19 protein-coding genes are annotated in these 23,706 nt (G+C 60.7%); 7 read left to right on the top strand and 12 right to left on the bottom strand.

Features of this window, described 5'->3' with window-relative positions; translation table 11 throughout:
* The 10 genes from WA989_RS18505 to WA989_RS18460 all read right to left on the bottom strand — a co-directional run.
* Positions 1-767 (bottom strand): ABC transporter permease (locus tag WA989_RS18505; RefSeq protein ID WP_424341943.1); only part of this gene is annotated, 767 nt, incomplete at its 3' end.
* A 20-nt stretch (positions 768-787) separates the two neighbouring features.
* On the bottom strand, positions 788-1,888 hold the full coding sequence (locus WA989_RS18500; protein WP_424341945.1) for an ABC transporter permease: 1,101 nt from the start codon (positions 1,886-1,888) through the stop codon (positions 788-790).
* Between the two features lie 20 nt (positions 1,889-1,908).
* A complete protein-coding gene (locus tag WA989_RS18495) occupies positions 1,909-3,636 on the bottom strand; it encodes an ATP-binding cassette domain-containing protein (protein WP_424341942.1) in 1,728 nt (575 codons plus the stop codon).
* Positions 3,633-4,643 carry an HlyD family efflux transporter periplasmic adaptor subunit gene (locus WA989_RS18490; protein ID WP_424341941.1) on the bottom strand — a complete coding sequence of 337 codons (1,011 nt, stop codon included), beginning with the start codon at positions 4,641-4,643 and terminating at the stop codon, positions 3,633-3,635. Before WA989_RS18490 ends, WA989_RS18495 begins: the two co-directional genes overlap by 4 nt.
* On the bottom strand, positions 4,640-5,263 hold the full coding sequence (locus WA989_RS18485) for a CerR family C-terminal domain-containing protein (RefSeq protein ID WP_424341944.1): 624 nt from the start codon (positions 5,261-5,263) through the stop codon (positions 4,640-4,642). The genes WA989_RS18490 and WA989_RS18485 overlap by 4 nt, the downstream gene beginning before the upstream one ends.
* Before the next feature lie 570 nt (positions 5,264-5,833).
* Complete coding sequence (locus WA989_RS18480) at positions 5,834-6,760, bottom strand: alpha/beta hydrolase (protein ID WP_424341940.1); 927 nt, start codon at positions 6,758-6,760, stop codon at positions 5,834-5,836.
* Positions 6,761-6,762: 2 nt separating this feature from the next.
* Positions 6,763-7,812 (bottom strand): glycoside hydrolase family 43 protein, encoded by a 1,050-nt coding sequence (locus WA989_RS18475; RefSeq protein WP_424341939.1) that lies wholly within the window; start codon positions 7,810-7,812, stop codon positions 6,763-6,765.
* A 4-nt stretch (positions 7,813-7,816) separates the two neighbouring features.
* Positions 7,817-9,334, bottom strand: coding sequence for an alpha-N-arabinofuranosidase (locus tag WA989_RS18470; protein WP_424341938.1), 1,518 nt, complete (start codon positions 9,332-9,334; stop codon positions 7,817-7,819).
* A 54-nt stretch (positions 9,335-9,388) separates the two neighbouring features.
* Complete coding sequence (gene araD1 / locus WA989_RS18465) at positions 9,389-10,384, bottom strand: AraD1 family protein (protein ID WP_424341937.1); 996 nt, start codon at positions 10,382-10,384, stop codon at positions 9,389-9,391.
* Positions 10,381-11,100, bottom strand: a complete 720-nt coding sequence (locus tag WA989_RS18460; protein WP_424341936.1) for a FadR/GntR family transcriptional regulator — start codon at positions 11,098-11,100, stop codon at positions 10,381-10,383. The genes araD1 and WA989_RS18460 overlap by 4 nt, the downstream gene beginning before the upstream one ends.
* 108 nt (positions 11,101-11,208) lie before the next feature.
* Between WA989_RS18460 and WA989_RS18455 the strand changes: the two genes are divergently transcribed.
* From WA989_RS18455 to yjfF, 6 genes are read left to right on the top strand one after another with little or no spacing between them, the layout of a single operon-like run.
* Complete coding sequence (locus tag WA989_RS18455; protein ID WP_424341935.1) at positions 11,209-12,942, top strand: IlvD/Edd family dehydratase; 1,734 nt, start codon at positions 11,209-11,211, stop codon at positions 12,940-12,942.
* Positions 12,943-12,953: 11 nt separating this feature from the next.
* Entirely contained in the window at positions 12,954-13,715 is a 762-nt protein-coding gene (locus tag WA989_RS18450; RefSeq protein ID WP_424341934.1) for an SDR family NAD(P)-dependent oxidoreductase, read from the top strand.
* A 32-nt stretch (positions 13,716-13,747) separates the two neighbouring features.
* Positions 13,748-14,716: an ABC transporter substrate-binding protein gene (locus WA989_RS18445; RefSeq protein ID WP_424341933.1), complete on the top strand. Its 969-nt coding sequence runs from the start codon at positions 13,748-13,750 to the stop codon at positions 14,714-14,716.
* Between the two features lie 4 nt (positions 14,717-14,720).
* Positions 14,721-16,223: a sugar ABC transporter ATP-binding protein gene (locus WA989_RS18440; RefSeq protein ID WP_424341932.1), complete on the top strand. Its 1,503-nt coding sequence runs from the start codon at positions 14,721-14,723 to the stop codon at positions 16,221-16,223.
* Complete coding sequence (locus WA989_RS18435) at positions 16,220-17,233, top strand: ABC transporter permease (protein WP_424341931.1); 1,014 nt, start codon at positions 16,220-16,222, stop codon at positions 17,231-17,233. The genes WA989_RS18440 and WA989_RS18435 overlap by 4 nt, the downstream gene beginning before the upstream one ends.
* The gene (gene yjfF, locus WA989_RS18430; RefSeq protein ID WP_424341930.1) at positions 17,230-18,192 is read left to right on the top strand and encodes a galactofuranose ABC transporter, permease protein YjfF; all 963 of its coding nucleotides are present in this window, start codon (positions 17,230-17,232) and stop codon (positions 18,190-18,192) included. Before WA989_RS18435 ends, yjfF begins: the two co-directional genes overlap by 4 nt.
* A 3-nt stretch (positions 18,193-18,195) precedes the next feature.
* Here the strand turns inward: yjfF and WA989_RS18425 are convergent, their stop codons facing one another.
* Positions 18,196-20,346, bottom strand: a complete 2,151-nt coding sequence (locus WA989_RS18425) for an alpha-glucuronidase family glycosyl hydrolase (protein WP_424341929.1) — start codon at positions 20,344-20,346, stop codon at positions 18,196-18,198.
* Positions 20,347-20,518: 172 nt separating this feature from the next.
* Here WA989_RS18425 and WA989_RS18420 point away from each other — a divergent pair, with 172 nt between their 5' ends.
* Entirely contained in the window at positions 20,519-23,239 is a 2,721-nt protein-coding gene (locus WA989_RS18420; protein ID WP_424341928.1) for a glycoside hydrolase family 3 C-terminal domain-containing protein, read from the top strand.
* Positions 23,240-23,292: 53 nt separating this feature from the next.
* Here WA989_RS18420 and WA989_RS18415 read toward each other — a convergent pair.
* Positions 23,293-23,706 (bottom strand): tryptophan 7-halogenase (locus WA989_RS18415; protein WP_424341927.1); only part of this gene is annotated, 414 nt, incomplete at its 5' end.

Raw genomic sequence — 23,706 nt, 5'->3', positions numbered from 1 at the left:
ATCAGTGACAGCGCGTACAGGGATAGCCCAAAGTAGAAAAGGATGAGCGAACCGGTGAAAGGTACGCCAAAAATCGGTGCCGCAATTATAAATACTGAGCCGTTTATGATCGACAGAATGAAGGGTGGTAACATTTTTCCGATCAGAATTTCCCAGACGCGCAAGGGCGACACCATGAGCTGGTCAAATGTGCCAAGTTCTCGCTCTCGGGCCACCGACTGGGCGGTAATTGAAAGCGCCGACACCGATATGATGATTGCTGCGAGCGCGGGAATATTGAACCACAGGAAATCGAGATTGGGATTGAACCAGTTGACGATGACGCTGCCGTTGCGCTCAGTGATCGACGCGGCATCGCCAAGCCCCGCTTCGATGCTGATCGCGCTGATATAACCAGCCACTACCTGAGCAGCATTGGCTCTGCGGCCGTCCAGTATAACCCCGAGCTGGGCCGGCTCACCACGAAGGATCTCGGCGTCAAAGTCCTGCTCAATTACAATCGCTGCGATAATCTTCTGCGTGTCGATCGCCTCAGTCAGCGCGCCATTTGAAGGAAGGCGAATGATCTCATCGAAATTCTCTGATGCCGCCAGGCGGATCATTATCTCCTCGCTGAAAGCCCCGTGCGAGCGATCAAGAATTCCTATGTCTGCGTTTTTGACTTCCAGTGTCGCAGCGAAGCTGAAGATCAAAAGCTGGATCAGGACCGGGGCAAAGAGCGTCACCCGCCCTTTTGGATCCCTCAGCAGCGCGAGCGTTTCCTTCACGACGATTGCGCGCACCCGGATCATGTGTCGAGCGTCCGTCTTGTCACCGAGAATGTCAGGACAAGGAAAACAAGACCGAAACCGAGCATGGCTGCAATATTCGGAATAAAGAGAGCCCAGACATCGCCGGACATGAAGACAGTCTGCAATGAGGGAATAAGGTAACGCGCCGGAATTACGTAAGTGACCGCTTGAATCGCGAGCGGCATGGACGAGATCTCGTAAAGAAACCCCGACAGGAGAAACGTCGGCAGGAAACCTGAGAGAAGCGCGAGCTGACTGGCAACGAACTGGTTCTTTGTGGCCGCGCTGATCAGAAGGCCGATGCCAAGCGCCGGAATCAGGAAGGCTGACGAGATAACCAGGAGCGCCAGGATTGATCCACGGAATGGTACACCGAAAACGAAGACGGCGGCGACAGCGCAGAGCGTCATCGATATGAGCGCAAGAATGAAGTAGGGGATGATCTTGCTGATTAACAGCTCCGACATCGCCATGGGTGTCGCGATCAGGGCTTCCATTGTTCCGCGTTCCCACTCACGGGCGATAACCAGTGAGGTAAGAAGGGTTCCAATCATGGCCAGCACGATCGCTGTTGAGCCCAGAACCATATTGTACTGACTCTTTAGCTCGGCATTGAACCAGAAACGGGTCTGCAGATCGACACGGATTGCGGAGGGACTCTCGGGACTCAGCCCTTCATTGGCAGCCCAGTTGGCCCGTAACCCCTCAGCATAAGATGCTGCAAACGAAGCATTATTAGGTTGCGAGCCATCGGTGATAACCTGGATCGCAGGGGGATTGCCTTGCGCCACGCCCTTACCGAAGCCGTCCGGGATAACGATGATCGCACCTATGTCGCCGGCCACAATCGCATCCCTCATCGGCGCGACCGCGCGCGATGACGTCACTTCAAACCAGCGGCTGTTGACATATGTGGTGGCAAGCGAACTTGCTGCGGCACTGTCATCCTGCACCACGAGTCCGACCCGAGTCCGCGCATTATCGAGCGAAATGCCATAGCCAAAGATGAACAGCAGGATGAGCGGCAGGACGAAAGCGATAAGATATGTCGAAGGGTCCCGCGAAACCTGAGCGACTTCCTTGCGCACCAACGCCATCGTCCGTCTGAGGCTGAACGTCACGCCGCTGCCTCCGTTTCGCGCCGATGGTCCCGGTGCTCGACGATCGCAATAAAAGCGTCTTCCATCGTCAAGTCATCTGCATCGGCAAGGGTGGCAGCCATGGCTTTGAGCTCGTCCGGCGTACCATTGGCGATCTGTTTGGAGCGATAGATCAGTGTGATGTCATCGCAGTACTCGGCCTCTTCCATGAAGTGCGTGGTCACAAGGACGGTGACGCCTTTTTCGACCAGTCCATTTATATGGGTCCAGAATTCGCGCCGAGCGACTGGATCGACGCCGGATGTCGGCTCGTCCAGGAACAGGACGGGGGGCTCATGCAGAACGGCGCATGCCAAGGCGAGGCGTTGCCTGTAACCAAGAGGCAGGGAAGCGGCATTCTTCGGCAGGACGGCCTTGAGATCGAATACATCGATGGCATTTTCGATTGCATTGCGGGCCGCTTGCCTCGACAGCCCATAGGCGCCCGCAAAGAAATTCAGATTTTGCCCGACGCTGAGATCGCCATACAGCGAGAACTTCTGAGCCATATATCCCAACGCGCCACGTGCCTCAGCCCTCGATGTTCGCAAGTCGAAGCCCGCCACAGCCCCCGTACCTTTCGTAGGCGTCAAAAGTCCGCACAGCATCTTGAATGTTGTTGACTTCCCGGCACCATTAGGTCCGAGCAACCCATAGATCTGCCCCGGCTTTATCTTGAGCGTTACATCGCTGGCCGCTGTAAAATCACCGAACACTTTGGTAAGCCCCTCGGCTTCGATCGCGTACCCCTGCGTGCGGTCGATCGTCCGATAACGCTCGGCGAGGACAGACGTGCCTTTCGGCCCGCCACCCAGGCGCTCGATGAACCCGTCCTCGAAGCGCTCGGTTGCTTGTTCTATCTGCGTCAGTTCGCTTAGTTCGAGATCCGAAGCCTTCGGCCGTTCCTCATCAGCCATCAGCAATCGGACGGACCGGCCCTGAATAGTTCCATCTAAAACGCAAGGCTGGTCGAGCGCCCTGGTGAGCACCTGGCGGCGTCCTTTTTCAAAGCCGGATAGTCGCCAGATGCGCCCGGCGACCTCTTCGGTCAGGCCTGCAGGTGGACCGGCATAGAGAACACTTCCTTCGCTCAGCAAGGTAACGTCCTGACAGCGCTCAGCCTCGTCGAGATAGGCGGTTGACCAGAGTACGCCTATGCCATCCCCGGTCAGTTCTTCGACCATGTGCCAGAGCTCGCGCCGCGAAATGGGATCGACACCGACACTTGGCTCATCCAGCAAGAGAAGTCTGGGCGTGCGCACCAGGGCACAGGCAAGGCCGAGCTTCTGCTTCATCCCGCCTGACAGCTTTCCAGCGAGCCGGTCTGAAAAACGGGCGAGGTCGGTGAAATCGAGGAGCATTGCAAACTTGTCGGCATGCTCTTCTTTCGGCAGTCCGCGCAATTGAGCATACAGATGAAGGTTCTGGCGGACTGAAAGGTCTTCATAGAGGCCAAACCTCTGCGGCATATAGCCGAGGTGCTCCAGATCCTGCCCGGGTGTCCCTCCAAGGACCTGGACATGACCGGCAGTTGGCTGAAGTAGGCCCGCGAGAATACGGATCATCGTCGTCTTCCCGGCGCCGTCGGGACCGACAAGTCCTGTTATCTGATTTGGCGGAATGACCAGATCGACCGCCAGCAGCGCAGGATCGCCCTTGCCGAAAACCTTGGTCAGGCCTTCGGCTGCTGCCACAGGCGAGGTCATCGCTGCTGGCCTGTACTTTGATTTTCAGGCAACATGACAGTGACCGGTTGTCCTTGGCGCAGATCAGCGCTCTCGCTCTCGACAATTATCCGCATCCGATAGACGAGATCAGTTCGCAACTCCTCCGTCTCGACTGACTTCGGGGTAAACTCCGCTCTCGAACTGATGGACCCAATTCGTCCGTCCAGGATGGTGTCGCTGCCATCCGTGGTAATCTGCACCTTCATTCCGGGGGATACGTTTGACAGATCTGGCTCGGGAACATAGGCCCGAATGCGGACCGGATCGCCCAGAGAGAGTGTAAACACAGTTTCACCCGGTCTCACGATTGCCCCTGGCTCCACCGCTCGGGTTCGCAATATTCCCTCCGCGGGCGCAACGAGAGTGGCGTCGTCGAGGTCAGTTTTCGCGGAATCGAGCATAGCCCTGGCCGAGGCGAGCTGCGCCTCACCCACAGAAATGTCTTCTTCCCGTGCGCCCGACCTCAGCAGATCCAGAGCGTCCTGCGCCTCCGACAGCCTGGCCGCGGCCTGGCGCGCGTCAGATACGGTCTGCTCCCACGCGCCCTGGCTAATGGCCCCTTCTTCCACCAGGGGGGCGCGCCGTTCATACGCTTGAGCAGTCCGGTCATGATCGGCATTGGCGCTTTGCACTCTGGCTTTGGCCTGAGCAATCTCTTCAAGGCGATTGCCGGTCCGCAAACGACGCAGATTTGCCTGCGCTTCTGCCAGTTTCGCTTCCGCCTGACTTACATTGTCGACCAACCGGTCGGCGTCGATCTGCGCCAGGGTAGCTCCAGCTTTGATCCTGTCTCCCTCATCCACCAAAACCTTCTCCACCCGACCTTCAACCTGGAAGGCGAGATCGACTTCGCGGATATCCACGTTTCCGTAGAAGGTGAGGCCATCGCTATCGCGCTTAGGAAGCACACCGAACGCAAGCGCCACAGCATAGGCAGCAACCAGAAACGCAACGCCGACTGCTGTGAGAATCAAAATTCTTTTCATGGTTGAACATCGGGTCGCTGGAGGATTCGCCTGACATTGTCTTCGAGCCGGAGCTCAATGAGCTCCACCAGTCGCGGGGTAATTTCGGTGGTCTGCAAAATATGAAGCATCGTTGCTCTTCCCGTTCTCAACATTAAGGCCTGGCCCAGAACGAACAGCGCTGTCAGGCGCGCGGCCTCTTCGCTCAATTCCGGCCGGGCCACGCTGACAAGCGCCATGAACGGCTCAACAATAGCCGCCATGCCCTTTTCAAGAATGATCTTGAACGCGTCTGTTGGCTGCTGTTGCTCGCGAACGATAAACAGCGACCAGGCTTCAGACTCTGGCCGCAACATGACCGCCGCGAAGACTTGGACGAGGTGCACGCACCAGTCCTCAGCCTCTCTCGGCGAGCAGTTTACCGGGTCTGGAATCGTGGCGAGCGTCGGGTGGAGTTTATCACGCATGCTGCTCGCGATATGTTCGGCAACCGCGAGGTACAGACCCTGCTTGCCACCAAAATGGTACGTTATGGCAGACATCGCGGAGCCTGCCGCCTCCGCGATCGCCCGCGTGCCAACGGCATCGAATCCATGGCGCCCAAATTCTTGCACAGCGATTTCAACCAAGCGATCTTTCATGCCGGCCAATATAGTTCGTTCGAACGAATTGTCCAGTTCATCGAACGAAGAAATCTTCAGCGCCGCTTCCCCACAAGGCACGGCGATTCAGTGCAATGAAGATCAATTCCCCGTTCCGCTCTTTCAAAACCTCGCCGGAGATCGTCCAACCCGCCGTTGTGAGTTCAGGCGAATCTCGAACCTGCAGAAATGCGCCTCGAGCCGCACTCCGTCTCACAACCACTTCAATCTGGACCGACACCTCAACCCAAGATCCCGCCCCAAGCAGCAACTTGATGCCGCTCTCTCAGAATTGATTCAGACACCACTTCAAAAGATTGGTTGGTCCATGCCAGAACTCTGAAACAAGTCGAAAAGCTGTCCTAAAACCCCATTTTCATTGCACACGGAACGCACACGAATTCCAGCAACTATTTGTATTCATTTATCTTTCGTCCCGCTCCATCATGGGCGCAACAGAAAAGGTGTAGTTGAGCGAGGTGTCTTTGATCATTCCGGCCTGTCGGGTGCGAGTTTGGGTCCGTCCAAGCACACAATGACACGCTGGTAAATCGACGACGTGTTCGGCCCCTACTCCGCAGTATCGGGCTGAAGAAAACTGTTCACCTCCAGCCAATGGATGAAGGCGTCGAACCAGGTGTTGCTTGTCCGGTCCGGATTGCCGAGGCCGAAGCCATGGCCGCCATTCTGGTAGAGGTGGAACTCGACCGGCACGCCGGCCTCGTACCAGGACTTGATGACGCCGAACTCGCCGCCGAACAGGAAGTCATCGGTTGCGATCGCGGCGAACATCGGCGGTGCATCCTCCGGCACGTCGACTGGGCCCATGCCGCCATATATCGGGCCGATGAAGGCAAGGTCGACCGTTTCGGAATTGAGCGTCGTGTGCATGGTGAGGCCGGCGCCTGCGGAAAAGCCGATCATGCCGATCCGGTCCGGATCAACGCCCCACTCATCCTTGTTTTCCAGGATCATGGCGTAGGCGGCTTCAGCATCTTCAAGCTGATTGGAAAGGTCCCAGCGCGGCGGGCCGGCGGGGTTGTCATCGTCGTCTGACTCACCGGCTTGCGCAAAGCGGCGGTCCATCTCTTCTTTGAAGGCATCGAGTGTGTTGGCGGTCGGCTGCAGGCGGTATTTCAGAACGAAGGCATTGACGCCCCGCGCCTGAAGCGCCTCGGCGACTTCCCAGCCTTCATTGCCCATGGACAGCCACATGAAGCCGCCGCCCGGCGCGACGATGACGCTGGCGCCGGTCGCTGTCTCCGGATCGGCGAGGAAAGGCGTCAGCGTGGCGGCGGTGATGTTGCGCGCCATCGGATCGCCCCACTGGCGGAACCAGGATTCGCTGGCAGGCTGGTTTTCAACCCCGCCTGTCTCCAGAGGAATGGCGTTCGGTTCATCCGGCGCGTCCATCGGATACATGGTGCCATCCTGCGCGAGCGAGGGAGCGGCGAAGACGGCGAGGGAAATCGCGGCGAGCATTGGTCTGATCATCATTTCTATTGCCCTTCCTCAGTAGACTGGTTTGCTGGCATGGCGCGCGGCGGCACGCTGATACCTTCCGGCGTCTGTTCGACCGCTTCCAGCGTGCCGTCCGGATTATGGTAGAGATACTCGACGCGCACCGAGCGTCGGCCAATCGCGCCCGGCACGCCGTCAATGGTCTGCGAGGCGTCGTGGTAGAAAAGATACCACTGGCCTTCGAATTCGACCGTGCCCGGATGGATGGTGAAACTGTTCTCGCCAGACCCGGTCAGCATGCCGCGCAGCGTCCACGGCCCGGTGATGGCCGGCGCGGTCGCATAGTGGATCTGCTCATTATCGCTGATGCTGCGGTCGATCGCGGCGTAGAGCAGGTAGTAGGTCCCATCATGCTTATGGATCCAGGGGCCTTCCTCGTATGGCGCGATGTCGAGCGTCTGGATCGGGCCGTCGAGCTCGATCATGTTCGGCGCGAGCTTCGCATAATAGAGGATCTGATTGCCCCACCAGAGCCAGGCCTTACCGTCATCGTCCTGGAAGACGGTCGGGTCGATATCATCCCAGGAATGGGCGGCCATCTTCGTCATGGTGTTGCTGATGAGCGGTGTCCTGCGCGCGTCGACGAAGGGGCCTGTGGGACTATCGGAAACCGCCACGCCAATCGCCTTGCCGGGATCGGTGTCGTCATGCTCCACCGTGGTGTAAAAATAGAACTTGCCGTCCTTCTCCTCGACTTCGGAGGCCCAGGCATCGCGCTTGGCCCAGGCAAAATCGGTCGGCTTCATGACAGGCCCATGCGCCGTCCAGTTGCGCATGTCATCGGTGGAATAGACCAGCCATTCGGTGATGTTGAACATCTGGTCCGGGCCGGCCTCGTCATGGCCAACATAGAGATAGACCCGCCCGTCATGGACCATGGGGGCCGGGTCAGCCGTGAACGCATCAGAGAAAAGCGGGTTCGAGCCGGGTAGCCGGGGCGCAGGCGCTTCGGGCACGCCCTGAGAGGCGCAGGCGGACAGGAAGCCTGCGGCGAGGGCCAGGGTTAGCGGCAATCGTGTGACGGGCATGGGTTCACTCCTCCGCCATCAGGACAATGACAGAGTGCGGCGGCAGGTTTGCCACGCTGCCATCGACGCTGAAGGGCTGCGGCGTGACGGTGTCCGGATCATCGAACGAGTTGTGCGCATCCATCGCGTCAGCCGTCAGGATGCGCCCCGTAAATCCGCCGGCGCCAAAGCTGCTGAGGTCTACGCTGTGCCAGGTTTTCGCGTCCGAATTGACGAGCGCGATGACCGTCTCTCCCTCCGGGGTTTCCGCCGCCGATACACTGACAGCCGGAATGGTGACATCGCCAAGCGTATAGTCCGGCGCGTCATAGCTGACCGGCAACGCCGCCGCGCCCATGAAGGGCTTGTACATCTCGAAGACATGGTAGGTCGGCGTCAGCACCATGTCCGGGCCATCGGTGAGGATCATGGCCTGGAGGACATTCACCATCTGCGCGATGTTCGTCATCTTCACGGCATCGGCATGCTCATGGAAGATGTTGAAGCTGAGTGCGGCGACCACGGCGTCCCGCATTGTGTTCTGCTGGTAGAGCGCCGGCGTGTCCTCGCTTTCCGGATCGTACCAGGTGCCCCATTCATCGACATAAAGGCCGAACTCCTCGCCCAGATCCTCATGCTGGTCGAACATGGCGATCTGGTCGGCAATCACATCCTCCATCCGCAAGGCGCGGTGGAGCGTCGAAATCCATTCCTCTTCCGGGAAGCCTGTGGCCGCGCCCTTGGCGCCCCAGTCGCCGGTCGGCAGGGAATAGACATGAACCGAAATACCTTCGGCGAGACCTGCAATATATGGATGGCTCAGCACCTCGTCGGAGTATTCGATGTTTTCGTCATGCGAGCCGGAGATGATCCGCTTTGGCTGCTCGCCTTCGGTCTTGGCGAAGCTCGCATAGAGCGAATACATGTCAGCATAATAGTCGGCCGTAATGTGGCCGCCGCAGCCCCAGGTCTCATTGCCGATGGCGAGGTAGTCGATGGTCCAGGGCTCGCCCCGGCCGTTTGAGCGGCGTTCTTCGGCGCGGTCGCCCTTGGTGGCCGTGATATATTCCAGCCAGTCAGCCGCATCCTTCGGTGTGCCGGTGCCGAGATTGATGTTGAGATAGGTCTTGGCGCCAAGCCGTTCGGCGAGGTTGAAGAATTCATGTGTCCCGAACGTGTTGGGCTCGAGCGTCCCGCCCCAGGCCGCATTGGTCCGCACCGCGCGCTCGCCGATGCCATCACGCCACTGATAGCGGTCCGAATAGCAGCCCCCCGGCCAGCGGATCACCGGGATGTCGAGGGCGTCGAGCGCGGCAAAGACGTCATCGCGGATGCCGTCTGTATTTGGAATGTCGCTATCCTCGCCAACCCAGATGCTACCATAGGGCTGGGCGCCGAGGTGTTCGAGGAACTGGCCGTAGACTTCCGGTTCTATCGTGCCGATGGGCGAGGCCGGGTCGACGGTGACGCGCGTCTGCGCCTCAACCGTGGCGCAGCCTGGGAGCGCTACCAATAGCGCTGCCGTCAATACGGTTCTAATCATGCTCTTCTCCCTTGTACCTTCTTATTATTTTTAGCCCTGCGGGGCCGCCCCACCTTATAGCGGCAGGGGTCTGAAATCGGTGTCAGTGTCCTCGGCGACTATATTGTTGCGGAGCGGCGCGCCAAAGCCCTCGGCAGAAATTTCGAACGTGTCGCCAGGCTGAGTCTCGATGCCATCGGCAAAGCTCAGCGTCGCAGTGCCGAAGAAATGGACATGCACGTCGCCCGGCCGCCGGAAGCCGGCATATTTGAAATGATGCGCCTCGAGATTAGCGATCGAATGGCTCATATTGTCGACGCCGCTGGCGAAGGGTTTTTCCCAGATAGGTTTTCCGTCACGCAGGATTTTCGACGTGCCACGAATATCGGTGGGCAGGTCGCCGAGCCGGAGTTCCGGCCCAATGGCGCAGGGCCGAAGCTTGGAATGGGCGAGATAGAGATAGTTGATCTTTTCCATCCTGTGGTCTGAGAACTCATTACCGAGACAGAAACCGAGGCGGCGCGGGCGGCCATCAGGCGCGATGACGTAGATGCCGGCGATCTCCGGTTCCTCTCCGCCATCGAGCGCGAAGCCGGGCGAGGCAAGGTTGCCGCCGGGCCGCGCGACGCAGCCGCCGTCACCCTTGTAGAACCATTCAGGTTGCACGCCGTCCTGCCCGCGATCCGGCTTGCCGCCTTCGAGGCCCATGCGGAACATCTTCATGGAATCAGTGAGTGATGCCTCCCCTACGGCGAGTTTCGCATGCATGGCGTCACGCGTATCGGCACTGCCGAGATGAGTGAGGCCTGTGCCGGTGACGAGAAGGTGGGCCGGGTCCGGATGCGTGATGGGCGAGAGGATGCGGCCTTCGGCGAGCAGCGTTTCATAGGGGAGCCGGGTGGTGCCCTGGGCCGCCTCGACAGCAGTCTTCAAGGTTGCAGCCTTCTCGAGCACCTGCAGCGCAAAATCATACAGCGACGCCGCCGTCTCGAGCGGTGCCAGCGTATCGCCATCGAAAACGCGTGCGATACGCGTCTCACCGGCCTCATTGAGATACTGGACCAGGTTCACCGCGCTCTCCCCTTAGCGGCAGTCCCTGCAACATGAAGGAAATCGTCTCGTGATTCCTCAAGCAGGACCTGCATCGCCTGCGCGGCCTTGGCATTGTCGCGGTTCAGAATGGCATCGCAGACGGCCTTATGGCGCGGCAGCGACAGGTCATGGGTATGCGGGTGGCGGCTGGTCAGCTCGATCGAGTATTTCAGCGCATTGTAAAGCGTGCGCCCGATATGGGCGAGGAACGGGTTCTGGGTCGCATCGACGATCGCCTGGTGGAATTCAAGGTCCGGGTCCATCAGGTCGGAGGCGGTATCGGCCTCCTTCATGGCGTCATAGGCAGACCGGATGCGGACCAGGTCTTCCTCGCTCGCATTCTTCGCTGCCAGCGCCGCGGCGCCCGGCTCATAGACCATGCGCGTATCGAACAGAAAGTCGATGAAGGCCTGCTCGGGCAGCGACTGTATGGTCCAGCGCAGAACATCAGGATCGAGCATCGACCAGTTCTCGCGCGCCCTCACCGTGGTGCCGACCCGCGATCGCGATTCAACCAGCCCCTTCGCCATCAGCACCTTGGTCACTTCGCGAAGGATCGGACGGCTAACGTCGAATTCCGCGCCGAAAAACTGCTCACTCGGGAGTTTGCCGCCAATAGGATAATCGCCAGAAACGATCCTCTGGCCCAGTGTCTCGACGAGCTGTTCGGTCAGATTGCGAGGTTTCAGAGACATGGAGTTGACCAGCGTGTTGGCAGCAAGTTGATCATATTGTATGACCAGACATCGCAAATCAAGCCGCACTCATAAGCGGCCGGAAGCTGCCTTGGGGAGAGGCTCTGAATGCCCGATCAAAAGAGGAAACTACGGTCTCAGGCCTGGTTCGGCACAGCCGACAAGAATGGCTTCATGTACCGCTCCTGGATGAAGAATCAGGGCTTCCCGGCGCATCAGTTCGACGGCAAGCCGGTCATCGGCATCTGCAATACCTGGTCTGAGCTCACCCCCTGCAACGCTCATCTGCGCGGCCTCGCCGAGCGCGTGAAACAGGGCGTCTATGAGGCAGGTGGGCTTCCCGTGGAGTTCCCTGTCTTCTCGAATGGCGAGTCCAACCTCCGTCCAACCGCCATGATGACGCGCAACCTTGCCAGCATGGATGTCGAAGAAGCCATTCGCGGCAATCCGGTCGATGGCGTTGTCCTTCTGGTTGGCTGTGACAAGACAACGCCCGCCCTTCTGATGGGCGCAGCGAGCTGCGACGTCCCAGCCATCGTCGTCAGCGGTGGGCCGATGCTGAATGGCTACCACAAGGGCAAACCGATCGGATCTGGAACCATCGTCTGGCGGATGAACGAGCAGTTCAATGCGGGCGAGATCACGCTTGACGAGTTCATGGCCGCCGAGCAATCCATGTCGCGGTCTGCAGGTTCCTGCAACACGATGGGCACGGCCTCGACCATGGCCTGCATGGCTGAGGCGCTCGGCGTGACGCTACCGGAGAATGCGGCCATTCCCGCCGTCGATTCCCGGCGCTATGGCCTCGCCCATCTCTCAGGAATGCGCGCAGTGGAGATGGTGAAGGACGACCTCACTCTGTCGAAACTGCTGACCCGCGAGGCCTTCGAGAATGCGATCCGCGCCATCGCGGCCATCGGCGGTTCCACGAATGCCGTCATCCACCTGAAAGCCATCGCCCATCGGATCGGTGTCGATCTTACCCTCGACGACTGGCAAACGCTTGGCGCCGATGTGCCGACCATCGTCGATCTCCAGCCATCTGGCCGTTTCCTGATGGAAGAGTTCTACTATGCCGGTGGGCTGCCCGTCGTGCTGCGTCGCCTCGGCGAGCTCGGTCTGCTTCACCGCGATGCGCTGACAGCGAATGGCAAGCCCATCTGGAGCAATGTGAAGAATGCCGAGTGCTATAATGATGAGGTGATAAGACCTGTCGACAAGCCGCTGGTCGCAAGCGGCGGCATCCGCGTCCTACGCGGCAATCTCGCCCCACGTGGGGCGGTCCTGAAAGTTTCGGCCGCCAAACCGGAATTGCTGCAGCATCGCGGCCGCGCCGTCGTCTTCGAAGACTTCCAGGACTACAAGGCCCGCTTCGCCGATCCGGACCTCGATATCGACGAAACCTCGATCATGGTGCTCAAGAATTGCGGACCGAAGGGCTATCCCGGCATGGCGGAAGTCGGGAATATGGGCCTGCCGCCGAAGCTCCTGAAACGCGGCATCACCGATCTTGTCCGCATTTCCGATGCCCGGATGAGCGGCACGGCCTTTGGCACCGTCGTTCTCCATGTAACCCCAGAAGCCGCCGAATTCGGCCCGCTCGCCGCCGTGCGCGAGGGCGACATGATCGAGCTCGATGCGTATGCGGGCCGGCTGCACCTCGATGTGCCGGATGATGAGATCGAGGCGCGGCTGTCAGAGCTTCGCGCCAGCGCCGTTGCGCGCCCGGCCGGAGGCTATGAGGGCCTCTATCGCCGCCATGTTCTCCAGGCGGACGAAGGCTGCGATTTCGATTTCCTTGTCGGGTGCCGGGGCGCTGACGTTCCCCCGCATTCTCATTGACCGAGCCAGACATGACGACCCCCGCCCCCCTCTCCAACACCTATCCAAGCCTCGCCGGCCGGACTGTCTTCGTCACAGGCGGCGCAACCGGGATCGGCGCCGAACTCGTCACTGCTTTTGCCGCGCAGAACTGCAAAGTGAGCTTCGTCGATCTGCAGGCCGAAGCCGGACAGGCGCTCGCCGAAAAGACAGGCGCCCGCTTCTTTGAATGCGACCTGCGCGACACGGCAAAGCTCGCCAACGTCATCAATGAGGTGGGTGAAGTCGATGGCCCGATCCGCGTCCTCCTCAACAATGCCGCCGATGATACACGCCACGATTTTCGAGAGGTCACCGAAGCCTATTGGGACGACCGGATTGCCGTGAACCTCCGCCACGCTTTCTTCGCTATCAAGTCGGTTCACGCGCAAATGCTCGAGGCAGGTAGCGGCTCCATCATCAATTTCGGATCGATGAGCTGGTATGAATGCCAGGGGGGGATGACCGGCTACACCACGTCCAAAGCGGCCATCGAAGGCATGACGCGCGGTCTCGCCCGCGACCTCGGCGCCGACAATATCCGCATCAATACGCTGGTGCCGGGCTGGGTGATGACGCCGAAACAGAAAGAGATGTGGGTCGGCGAAGACGTGAAGCGCGAGATCGAGCGCGGCCAGTCGCTGAAGCGCGAACTGCTGGCGCAGGACATCTGCGCCATGGCACTCTTCCTCGCCTCGGACGATGCGCGAATGTGCACCGCCCAATCGTTTATTGTCGACGGCGGCTGGATCTAGATTCTAGGATATAAAGAAAAACGGGAGGTCATATGAAACATGTTATAACACTAGTTGTTAGCGCTATCGCACTCGCCGCTTGCGGTTCCGGTGGTTCTGGCGACTCAGACGCTGCTGGCGACGACCAGCTCACCATCGGCTTCTCGCAGGTCGGCTCGGAAAGCGGCTGGCGAACCTCCTTCAGCCAGGCCGTACAGGCCGAAGCGCGCGACCGCAGCATTGACCTCAAATTCTCCGATGCCCAGCAGAAGCAGGAAAACCAGATCCGCGCCGTGCGCAGCTTCATAGCGCAGGGCGTCGATGCCATCGTGATCGCGCCCGTGGTCGAGACCGGCTGGAAACCGGTGCTGACCGAAGCAAAGCGCGCCGGCATCCCCGTCGTGATCGTCGACCGCAACATGGCTCTGGAGGATGACAGCCTCTACCTCACCCGCGTCGCCTCAGACTTTGTCGAAGAAGGCCGCAAGGCCGCTCGCTGGCTGATGGACGAGACGGGCGGCGACTGCGACATCGTCGAGCTGCAGGGCACCGTCGGGGCGACCGCTGCCATCGACCGGATGACCGGCTTCAACGAAGTGATCGCCGACTATCCGGACGCCGAGATCGTGAAGACGCAGACCGCAGACTTTACCCGCGCCCGCGGCAAGGAAATCATGGAGACCTTCCTGCGTGCCATGAACCCCGCCGACATCTGCGCCGTCTGGGCCCATAATGACGAAATGGCGCTCGGTGCAGTCATTGCAATGAAGGAGGCCGGCGTCGATCCGGGCGATGATATCCTCGTCGTCTCCGTTGACGCAGTGCCGGACATCTTCAAGGCGATGGCCGATGGCGACACCAATGCCACGGTCGAGCTCAGCCCCTATATGGGCGGCCCTGCTTTCGATGCCATCGAGGCGCATCTACGCGGCGAAAGCGTGGACAAGCTGATCTCCGTCAATGGCGACCTCTATACGCAGGAGACCGCGGCGGAGGAATATCAGAAGCGGACCGCCGAATAGGCCGATGAGTGCCGCCGCGCCGCTCCTCACCCTTCGCAGGGTCCGGAAAGAATTTCCGGGCGTTGTCGCGCTCGACGATGTCGACTTCGAGGTGCGAGCCGGCGAGGTCCACGCCCTGCTTGGCGAGAATGGCGCGGGCAAGTCGACCCTGATCAAGGTGCTGACCGGCGTCTATCAGAGAGATGGCGGAGAGATGGCGCTTAGCGGCGAGACGCTGTCGCCGCAATCGGTGGGCGAGGCGCAGTCAGCCGGGATCAGCACGGTCTATCAGGAGGTCAATCTCCTGCCCAACCTGTCGGTCGCGCAAAACCTCATGCTCGGGCGGGAGCCGCGCCGCTTTGGCCTGACCGACTGGAAGCGGATGAATGCCGAGGCACGCGACACGCTGAAGCGCTTCCGCCTCGACATAGATGTAACGCGGCCGCTCGAACAGTTTTCCGTCGCTATCCAGCAGCTCGTCGCGATAGCCCGCGGCGTCGAGCAGCGCGCGAAAATCCTTGTCCTCGATGAGCCGACGGCGAGCCTCGATGCGGGCGAGGTCGAGGTGCTGTTCGATATCCTGCGCGGTCTACGCGACGACGGGCTCGGCATTATCTTCGTCACGCACTTTCTCGACCAGGTCTACGCCCTGTCGGACCGGATCACGGTGCTGCGAAATGGCGAGAAGATCGGGACGTTCGAGACCGCCGTCCTTCCTCGCCCGAAGCTCGTCGAGCACATGCTCGGCTATGAGCTGCAGGGGACCACGGCCGGACATGCAAGCCGGCGCGCGGTGGACGGCGCAAAGGATGCGGCGCTGGATGTCCAGGGGGCATGCGTCGAGGGCTCCGTGCAGGAGATTAGTCTGACGGCGCTCGCCGGCGAAGCAATCGGCCTCGCGGGCCTCCTCGGTTCGGGGCGAACCGAAGTCTGCCGCGCGCTCTTCGGGCTCGACACGCTCTCGGATGGCAAAATCCGCTGCAACGGCGAGATCGTGCAGATCAACTCGCCGCGCACGGCCATCGCAAAGGGTATCGCGCTCTGCCCGGAAGACCGCAAAGCGAACGGTATTGTCGGGGAGCTCAGCGTGCGGGAGAATATCGCGCTCGCCCTGCAGGCCCGGCGCGGCTGGTGGCGGCCCATCCCGGCGGGGGAACAGCGCGCCATGGCCGCGAAAGCCATAGCCGATTTCAAGATCGCGACGCCGGACGCAGACAAGCCGGTCCGCCTGCTGAGCGGCGGCAACCAGCAGAAAGTCATCCTCGCCCGATGGCTCGCCATCGAACCGGACGTGCTGCTCCTGGATGAGCCGACGCGCGGCATTGATGTCGGCGCACATGCCGAAATCTTGCGTCTCATCCAGCAGCTCTGCGATCGCGGTATGGCATTGGTCGTAACCTCCTCTGAACTCGAAGAACTCGTCGCCTTCAGCCACCGTGTCATCGTGCTGCGCGACTTCCGGCAGATCGCCGTCATCGAAGGTGAGGATATTACCGAGGACGCCGTGCTACAGGCGATCGCGTCATGAGCGGGCCGAAATCGGTCCTTTCCGCGTTGCAGCGCCATGGCGCGCTCTGGCCGCTGGTGGCACTCGGCCTGATCTGGCTGATCATCCTCATCGTCAATCCCGGCTTCTTCGCCTTCACCGTACACGACGGACGGGTCTTCGGCGGCCTGATCGACATCTTCAATCGCGGCGCACCGGTCGCGCTCATCGCCATCGGCATGTCACTTGTCATCGCGACGGGGGGGATCGACCTCTCCGTCGGTGCCGTGATGGCGATTGCGGGGGCGGTCGCTGCCAATCTCATCGTCGGGACGGCCCTGCCGGTGCCACTGATCATCCTGGCAGGCCTCGGTGCAGGGCTTGCCGCCGGCCTGTTGAACGGCACGCTCGTCGCCGGGCTCGGCATCCAGCCCATTGTCGCGACGCTGATCCTGCTTGTCGCCGGGCGCGGCGTCGCCCAGCTTCTCAATGACGGGCAGATCATCACTTTCCAGAACGAGGCCTTTGCCTTTGTCGGCGTCGGTACGCTGCTCGGCCTGCCCATGCCAGTCTGGCTGGTGCTCATCGTCCTCGCCGCGATACTGGCACTGACGCGGGCCACCGCCCTCGGCCTGTTCATCGAAGCGGTCGGCGCCAATGCCTCGGCGAGCCGCTATGCTGGTATTCCCGTCCGCGCGATCAAGCTCGCCGTCTATGCCATCGCCGGCATCTGCGCCGCGCTCGCCGGCCTCGTCGCGACGGCCGACATTCAGGGCGCAGATGCCAACAATGTCGGCCTCTGGATCGAGCTCGATGCCATCCTTGCCGTCGTCATCGGCGGCACCAGCCTGATGGGCGGGCGCTATTCGCTTGTGCTGGCCGTTGTCGGCGCGCTGATCATCCAGTCGCTCAACACAGCCATCGTGCTCTCGGGCATTCCGCCGAAATTCAATCTGGTCATCAAGGCAGCTGTGATCATTGCCGTTCTGCTGCTCCAGTCCTCCATTGCGCAGGCACAGTTCAGATCGCTTCGCGCGAGGGTCCGCGCATGATCGCGCCGCGCCACATACCGGTCCTGATTACCGCCGCCCTCTTCGCTGCACTCTTCCTGTTGGGGTCGCTGCAATATGATGGCTTTGCCAGCCTTAGCGTCTTCCTCAACCTCTTCACTGACAATGCGTTTCTCGCCGTCACCGCGATCGGCATGACCTTCGTCATCCTGTCGGGCGGTATAGACCTCTCGGTCGGCGCGGTGATTGCTTTCACAGGCGTCCTCACAGCCGTGCTGATCCAGCAGGGCTGGCCGATCTATGTCGTCTTCCCGCTGGTGGTGGCCATTGGCTCGGCCTTCGGCGCCGCGATGGGCGCACTCATCCATTATTACAGGCTGCAGCCCTTTATCGTGACGCTGGCCGGCATGTTCCTGATGCGCGGCCTCGCCGTGGTTGTCAGCGAGCGGTCGGTGCCGATCGAGAATGGTGTCTATGATGCGATCAATGCCGCAGGCGTGATGCTGCCCGGACGCGGCTTCATCGGGGCACAGGCGCTCATCCTCGCCGTGGTGCTCGCGGGCGCGGTGATCCTTGCCCATTATCGGCGCTTCGGGACCTATGTCTACGCCATCGGCGGCAATGCGGAATCGGCAAAGCTGATGGCTGTTCCCGTCGCGCAGACCACGATTGGGATCTATGCGCTCAGCTCATTCCTCGCCGCGCTCGCCGGGATCATGTTCTCTTTTTACACCTCGTCGGGATACGCGCTCGCCGGCTTGGGGCTTGAGCTCGACGCCATCGCGGCTGTGGTGATTGGCGGCACGCTGCTGACGGGCGGATCGGGCTATGTGCTCGGCACGCTGGTCGGTGTGATGCTGATGGGTCTGGTGCAGACCTATATCGCCTTCAACGGATCATTGAACAGCTGGTGGACCAAGATCGTGATCGGCGTCCTGGTTCTTGTGTTCGTGTGCCTGCAACGTCTGCAGGGCGCCCGCAAGAGCAAGCCGGCCGGCTGAGCCCTAGCCGCCCTGCCCCGGCGCGTTCGGGAATTCGAGGCGCTTGTAATAGTCGAGATCATGCGCGGGCGGCTCCGCCCCTTCCGGCAGCGCCAGGCCGTTGACGCTCTGCCAATAGGCAATCGAGGCATCGCGCCACCAGCGGGCTTCCCGCTTCTGGATATCCAGATAGGCGGCGGTTTGGGCGAAGCGTTCGGGATCGATCTGACCCTCCAGGCGCTGCCACTGCTCAGCGAGGTCTACGGCCTGCTGGACGCCGAGATCATAGTGACGGACCAACTCCTCCCAGAGCGAGCGCCCGGATTTCATCTCATAGTCCCAGGGCAGCCGGTGAAACCAGAGAAGAAGTTCGTCCGGGGTCGTGTCGACATCGGACCATCGCCTCATCAGCGGCTCTGCATACCGCGCGACCGCGTTGGAGCCAGTTTCCGTCCGGTCGAAGCCGATCGCATCCTCCGTGGCGCGGTGATAGTAATACGGCGTCCAGTCGGCCCGGCCGAGATCATCGACCCAGGGCGCAGGGCCATAATGATGGCCCGTGCCCATCAGATGGGTGAGGCCGAGCGGCGTCATATAGTTCACCACCGCCTCGCGGGACTGCATCATCATATCCACAATCACATCGAGCGCATCAGGATCGGTGGTGAAGGTCAGCGCCGCCCAATCGCCTGCAATGGCTTCGGCGGACACATCTGGATCCCAGGCGAACCGGCCGAAAGCGTACCAGTTCGCCTGGTCAAAATGAGAGCCGGTCCAGTTACGGTCCACCCCGACATTCGAGACACCCGCCATCGCTGTGAGCGATTCGCCAGTGAATGCTCCGTCGATCACATCCGCAACCGTCGAGCCCGTGCCGTCCACATAGGTGTCAGCAGCCAGCACCTCCTCCCAGAGCGTGCCGAGATAGGCGAGATGGGTCGAAAAGCCGAGATACTCCTTGGTGATCTGCAGCTCCAGCGCGAGTGGCGTCTCCTCCATAGCGCCGAAGAGTGGATGGAAAGGCTCTCGCGGCTGGAAATCGAGCGGGCCGTTCTTAACCTGCACGATGACATTGTCGCGGAAGGCACCATCCAGCGGCTTGAACTCGGTATAGGCTTGTTTCACCCGGTCTTCGGGCTCCTCAGCAGAATAGACGAAGGCGCGCCACATCACGACGCCGCCATGGGGCGCGAGCGCATCGGCGAGCATGTTGGCCCCCACTGCATGGCTGCGAGAATAGTCCTGAGGCCCGGGCTGGCCCTCGGAATTAGCCTTGACGAGGAAACCGCCGAAATCGGGGATTTCGGTATAAATTTCATCTGCCTTGGCCCGCCACCACTGGTGCACGTCGTCGTCCAGCGGATCGGCCGTGTCGAGCCCGCCAAGTTCCATTGGTGCTGAGAAGCGCGCCGTCAGATACACCTGGATGCCATAGGGCCGGAAGACATCGGCCAGCGCGGCGACCTTTTCGATATATTGCGGCGTCAGCACGGTTGCGTCCGCATTTACATTGGTCAGCGAGACACCATTGATCCCGATCGAGGCATTGGCGCGGGCATAATCTTCGTAACGCGGATCGACATAGCCGGGCAGCAGGTGCCAGTTCCAGATCGACTGGCCCGCATAGCCGCGCTCAACATGGCGGTCGAGATTGTCCCAATGATTGAGCAGGCGGAGTTTGACCGCGGGCGTTTGTTCGACCGAGAGGCCTCGAACGTCCTTGCTTCGGGACAGCCGCATCAGGAAATCAAACACACCGTACATAAGGCCGGCATCCGATTGACCGGCAATCAGGAGGGCCCGGCCAGCGCCGGTCTCTACGCTCTCGATGACATAGCCATCCTGACCGAGCCCGGCGACATCAGGCCGAAGGCCTTGCGGGAGACCGTCGAGACACTTGCGACTGGCGAGGATGAGCGATCCCTCACCCGCTGTTCGGCTTTGCGGCAGCTTTTCACCGGCAAGGGAGGCAAAGGCGATGTCCAACTCATCCAGCGATTTGCGGATGGTTGCTGAGGGGGTCGTGCACCCGGTCACGACATCAGCCGGGAGATAGGGTATGCCCGCCTCTAGCGCGTCATAACGCAGCCAGAGCTTGTATCCGTCCTCGGCCGTAGCCGAAGGCATCAGGACTGCTGCGGCAAGCGCAACGAGGATCAGCGCCTGTTTGCGCATTGCGAGTCTCCCATAGTTATTTTTTCTCTCCGCAAGACCCAGAATCGACGCCCAGCGGGTTGTGATAGCACGGAATGTTAGCGTACAACATTTTCAACAACAAGCGGTGCCTGTCCTTCATCAACTTTAGAAGGGGGGGCCCCAAGAACCATCCCCGGGAGGAACAGTATTCATGACCAATACCCCAGTTAAAGCCATCTGGCTCGCCTCGGCTTGCGCCATCGCCCTGCTCACAGGTTGCAACGCAAACGAGACCGCGGCGGTCAGCGCTGGCGACAGTTCAGCAACCAGCGCGCAAACCGCCGAGGCGCCGGCCGACCTGCCTTACATGGATCCCACTCTTTCGCCTGAGGCGCGCGCCGCAGACCTTGTCTCGCGCATGACGCTCGAGGAGAAGGCTTCTCAGATGTACGATAAGGCGGCAGCCATCCCGCGTCTTGGCATCCACGAATACAACTGGTGGAACGAAGCGCTGCACGGCGTGGCCCGCGCCGGCCATGCGACCGTCTTCCCGCAGGCGATCGGCCTTGCCGCGACCTGGGACGAGGATTTGATGCTCAATGTCGCGACGACCATCTCCGATGAAGGCCGCGCGAAGCACCATTATTATGCCGGCGAAGACGTCTACGCGATGTATGGCGGCCTCACCTTCTGGTCTCCGAACATCAATATCTTCCGTGACCCCCGCTGGGGCCGCGGCCAGGAAACCTATGGCGAAGACCCGTTCCTGACGGGCCGGATGGCGGTCAATTTCGTCAATGGCATCCAGGGCGATGACGACAAATACCTCAAAGCCGTCGCGACGGTGAAACACTATGCGGTCCACTCAGGCCCCGAGCCTTCTCGCCACCGCGATGATTATATCGCGACCGACGCAGATCTCTGGGAGACCTATCTGCCTGCCTTCAAGATGGCGATGGATGAGGCCGACGTGGAATCGGTCATGTGCGCCTATAATGCCGTCTGGGGCGCACCGGCCTGCGCCTCCGAACGCCTGATGGTCGACCTGCTGCGCGGCGATATCGGCTTCGATGGCTATGTCGTCTCCGACTGCGGCGCGATCGGCGACTTCTACTATGACCAGGACAAGGTCGACGCCGGCGAAGCCCCCTATGTCGCGCATGACTATGTCGACACACGCGCTGAAGCGGCCGCCGTGGCAGTCAAGATGGGCACCGACCTCAATTGCGGGGACGGCGAAGGCAACAAGATGGACGCGCTGCCGGAGGCTGTGGCGCAGGGGCTGATCGATGAAGAGACAATCGACCAGTCCGTCATCCGTCTTTACACGGCCCTTTTCCGGCTTGGCATGTATGATGACCCGGACCTCGTTCCGTATGCAGACACATCAATCGATATCGTTGCGAACGATGAGCATATCGCGCTGTCGGAAGAGACGGCCCGCAAGTCGCTTGTCCTGCTCAAGAATGACGGCATCCTGCCACTTGAGCCGGATACGAAAGTCGCCGTTATCGGGCCAAACGCGGACAATTGGTGGACGCTTGTCGCCAATTATTATGGCCGCCCGACCCAGCCGGTCACAGCGCTCGAGGGCATCAAGGCAAAAGTCGGCGAAGAGAACGTAACCTATGCGCTTGGCTCGACCATCGCGGGCGATATCTATTCAGACTTCAAGCCGGTGCCGGCAAACGTTCTCTTCCATGAAGGCGAGAATGGCGATCTCGTCCCGGGCGTCGAGGCCGCCTATTACGAGGACAAGTTCATCTCCGGCGATCCGCTGCTCGAACAGGTCGAGGAGAAGATCGACTTCTACTGGGAGCGCACCCCCGGCACGAACGGCCTGAACAATGAGTTCGGCGCCGTCTGGGAAGGCGTCATCGTCCCCGAGGAAGACGGCGTCTACCGCTTCCAGCCGTCGCGCTGGTCGAAAGTCGAGATCGCCGGCGAGGAAGTCGGCGAAACGGACGACGTCGAAATGAAGGCGGGCGAGCGCTATCCGTTCACGATGACGCTCAATTTCGATAGCGGATGGCCGCGCGACCAGCTCGACAAGTATGCCTATCTGAACTGGACGGAGGTTTCTCGTGACCTCGAAGCCGAAGCGATGGCAGCCGTAGAAGACGCAGACGTCATCCTCTACTTTGGCGGCATCGACGCCAATCTCGAAGGCGAGGAAATGGGCGTCGAGCTTGATGGGTTCCTCGGCGGGGACCGCACGCATCTGAAGCTGCCTGCGCCGCAAGAGGAACTCCTCAAGACTCTCCACGCCACTGGCAAGCCAATCGTGATGGTGAACTTCTCCGGCAGCGCAATGGCCCTCAACTGGGAACACGAAAACCTGCCCGCCATCGTCCAGGCTTTCTATCCGGGTGAGAAAGCCGGCGAAGCGATCGCCGACCTCCTCTGGGGCGAGTATAGCCCGTCAGGCCGCCTGCCGGTGACCTTCTATAAGTCCGTCGATGACCTGCCGGATTTTCTCGACTATTCAATGGAAAACCGGACGTACAAATATTTTGACGGCGAGCCGCTTTACCCGTTCGGGCATGGTCTCAGCTATACCGATTTCAGCTATTCCGACCTCGATATCGCCAACGCCTACACTGCCGGCGAAGATCTAACCGTCTCTGTCGACGTGACCAATTCCGGCGACATGGCAGGCCGGGAAGTGGTTCAGTTTTACGTGACGCGCACCGACCGCCCGAACCGGTCTGTACCGAAAGTGGAGCTTGCCGGATTCGATGTGGTCGATCTTCAGCCCGGCGAAACGGCGAGCGTCGACGTAAGTATCCCCGCCAGCCAGATCGGCTATCATGACGAAGACGGCAATCTGGTCTTCCCTGAAGCCGGCAGCTTCACCGTGTCGGCTGGTGGTGGACAGCCGGGCTATGCCGAGGGTGTATCGTCAGCAGAGGTTTCTGTTGCCAGCGACTAGGCGCAGCATGAATTGAGCAGGAAACGGCGGGCACGGCATGTGTCCGCCGTTTTTTATGCTGGCTCGGCCGGGCAATACTGCTTCAGGAAGTCCTCATGCGCCGGCAGTTGCGAGAGAACCTTGTCGAGCTGGGCGCGCTGCGCGTCGAGCGCCCCTTTGAGCTTGTCGTCCGGGAACATGTGCCCGACAGCATGCCGGCCGGCCGGGTGGAGCCCCTGCCCCATCATGACCTGAACCCAGGAGTCGGTCAGGAAGAGCTCATCGCAATTGTTGTAGGCATGCGCGCTGTCTCTGAAGAGGGCGATACGCTCGGCCAGCGTATCAGGGATCTCCATCGCCTTTCGGCTGCGCCAGAAGTCTGAATCCTCGCGCTCTGTGAGCTTGTAGTGAAGGATGAGGAAATCGCGTACCTGCTCCAGCTCGCGGTTCATCTTGCGGCTGAACAGATTTGCAAGGTCCTCTGTCAC

Origin of the sequence: Henriciella sp. (assembly GCF_049649345.1) — a bacterium.
In the GTDB taxonomy this organism is placed as follows: domain Bacteria; phylum Pseudomonadota; class Alphaproteobacteria; order Caulobacterales; family Hyphomonadaceae; genus Henriciella.
This window is presented reverse-complemented; position numbering and strand designations above follow the sequence as displayed.

What these genes read in the sequence shown, in the direction of transcription:
- WA989_RS18460 (WP_424341936.1), bottom strand. Translation starts at nt 11,100, where the DNA reads ATGTCTCTGAAACCTCGCAATCTGACCGAACAGCTCGTCGAGACACTG.
- WA989_RS18450 (WP_424341934.1), top strand. Translation starts at nt 12,954, where the DNA reads ATGACGACCCCCGCCCCCCTCTCCAACACCTATCCAAGCCTCGCCGGC.
- WA989_RS18485 (WP_424341944.1), bottom strand. Translation starts at nt 5,263, where the DNA reads ATGAAAGATCGCTTGGTTGAAATCGCTGTGCAAGAATTTGGGCGCCAT.
- WA989_RS18420 (WP_424341928.1), top strand. Translation starts at nt 20,519, where the DNA reads ATGACCAATACCCCAGTTAAAGCCATCTGGCTCGCCTCGGCTTGCGCC.
- yjfF (WP_424341930.1), top strand. Translation starts at nt 17,230, where the DNA reads ATGATCGCGCCGCGCCACATACCGGTCCTGATTACCGCCGCCCTCTTC.
- WA989_RS18495 (WP_424341942.1), bottom strand. Translation starts at nt 3,636, where the DNA reads ATGACCTCGCCTGTGGCAGCAGCCGAAGGCCTGACCAAGGTTTTCGGC.
- WA989_RS18425 (WP_424341929.1), bottom strand. Translation starts at nt 20,346, where the DNA reads ATGCGCAAACAGGCGCTGATCCTCGTTGCGCTTGCCGCAGCAGTCCTG.
- WA989_RS18470 (WP_424341938.1), bottom strand. Translation starts at nt 9,334, where the DNA reads ATGATTAGAACCGTATTGACGGCAGCGCTATTGGTAGCGCTCCCAGGC.
- WA989_RS18455 (WP_424341935.1), top strand. Translation starts at nt 11,209, where the DNA reads ATGCCCGATCAAAAGAGGAAACTACGGTCTCAGGCCTGGTTCGGCACA.
- WA989_RS18475 (WP_424341939.1), bottom strand. Translation starts at nt 7,812, where the DNA reads ATGCCCGTCACACGATTGCCGCTAACCCTGGCCCTCGCCGCAGGCTTC.
- WA989_RS18490 (WP_424341941.1), bottom strand. Translation starts at nt 4,643, where the DNA reads ATGAAAAGAATTTTGATTCTCACAGCAGTCGGCGTTGCGTTTCTGGTT.
- WA989_RS18445 (WP_424341933.1), top strand. Translation starts at nt 13,748, where the DNA reads ATGAAACATGTTATAACACTAGTTGTTAGCGCTATCGCACTCGCCGCT.
- WA989_RS18500 (WP_424341945.1), bottom strand. Translation starts at nt 1,888, where the DNA reads ATGGCGTTGGTGCGCAAGGAAGTCGCTCAGGTTTCGCGGGACCCTTCG.
- WA989_RS18440 (WP_424341932.1), top strand. Translation starts at nt 14,721, where the DNA reads ATGAGTGCCGCCGCGCCGCTCCTCACCCTTCGCAGGGTCCGGAAAGAA.
- WA989_RS18480 (WP_424341940.1), bottom strand. Translation starts at nt 6,760, where the DNA reads ATGATGATCAGACCAATGCTCGCCGCGATTTCCCTCGCCGTCTTCGCC.
- WA989_RS18435 (WP_424341931.1), top strand. Translation starts at nt 16,220, where the DNA reads ATGAGCGGGCCGAAATCGGTCCTTTCCGCGTTGCAGCGCCATGGCGCG.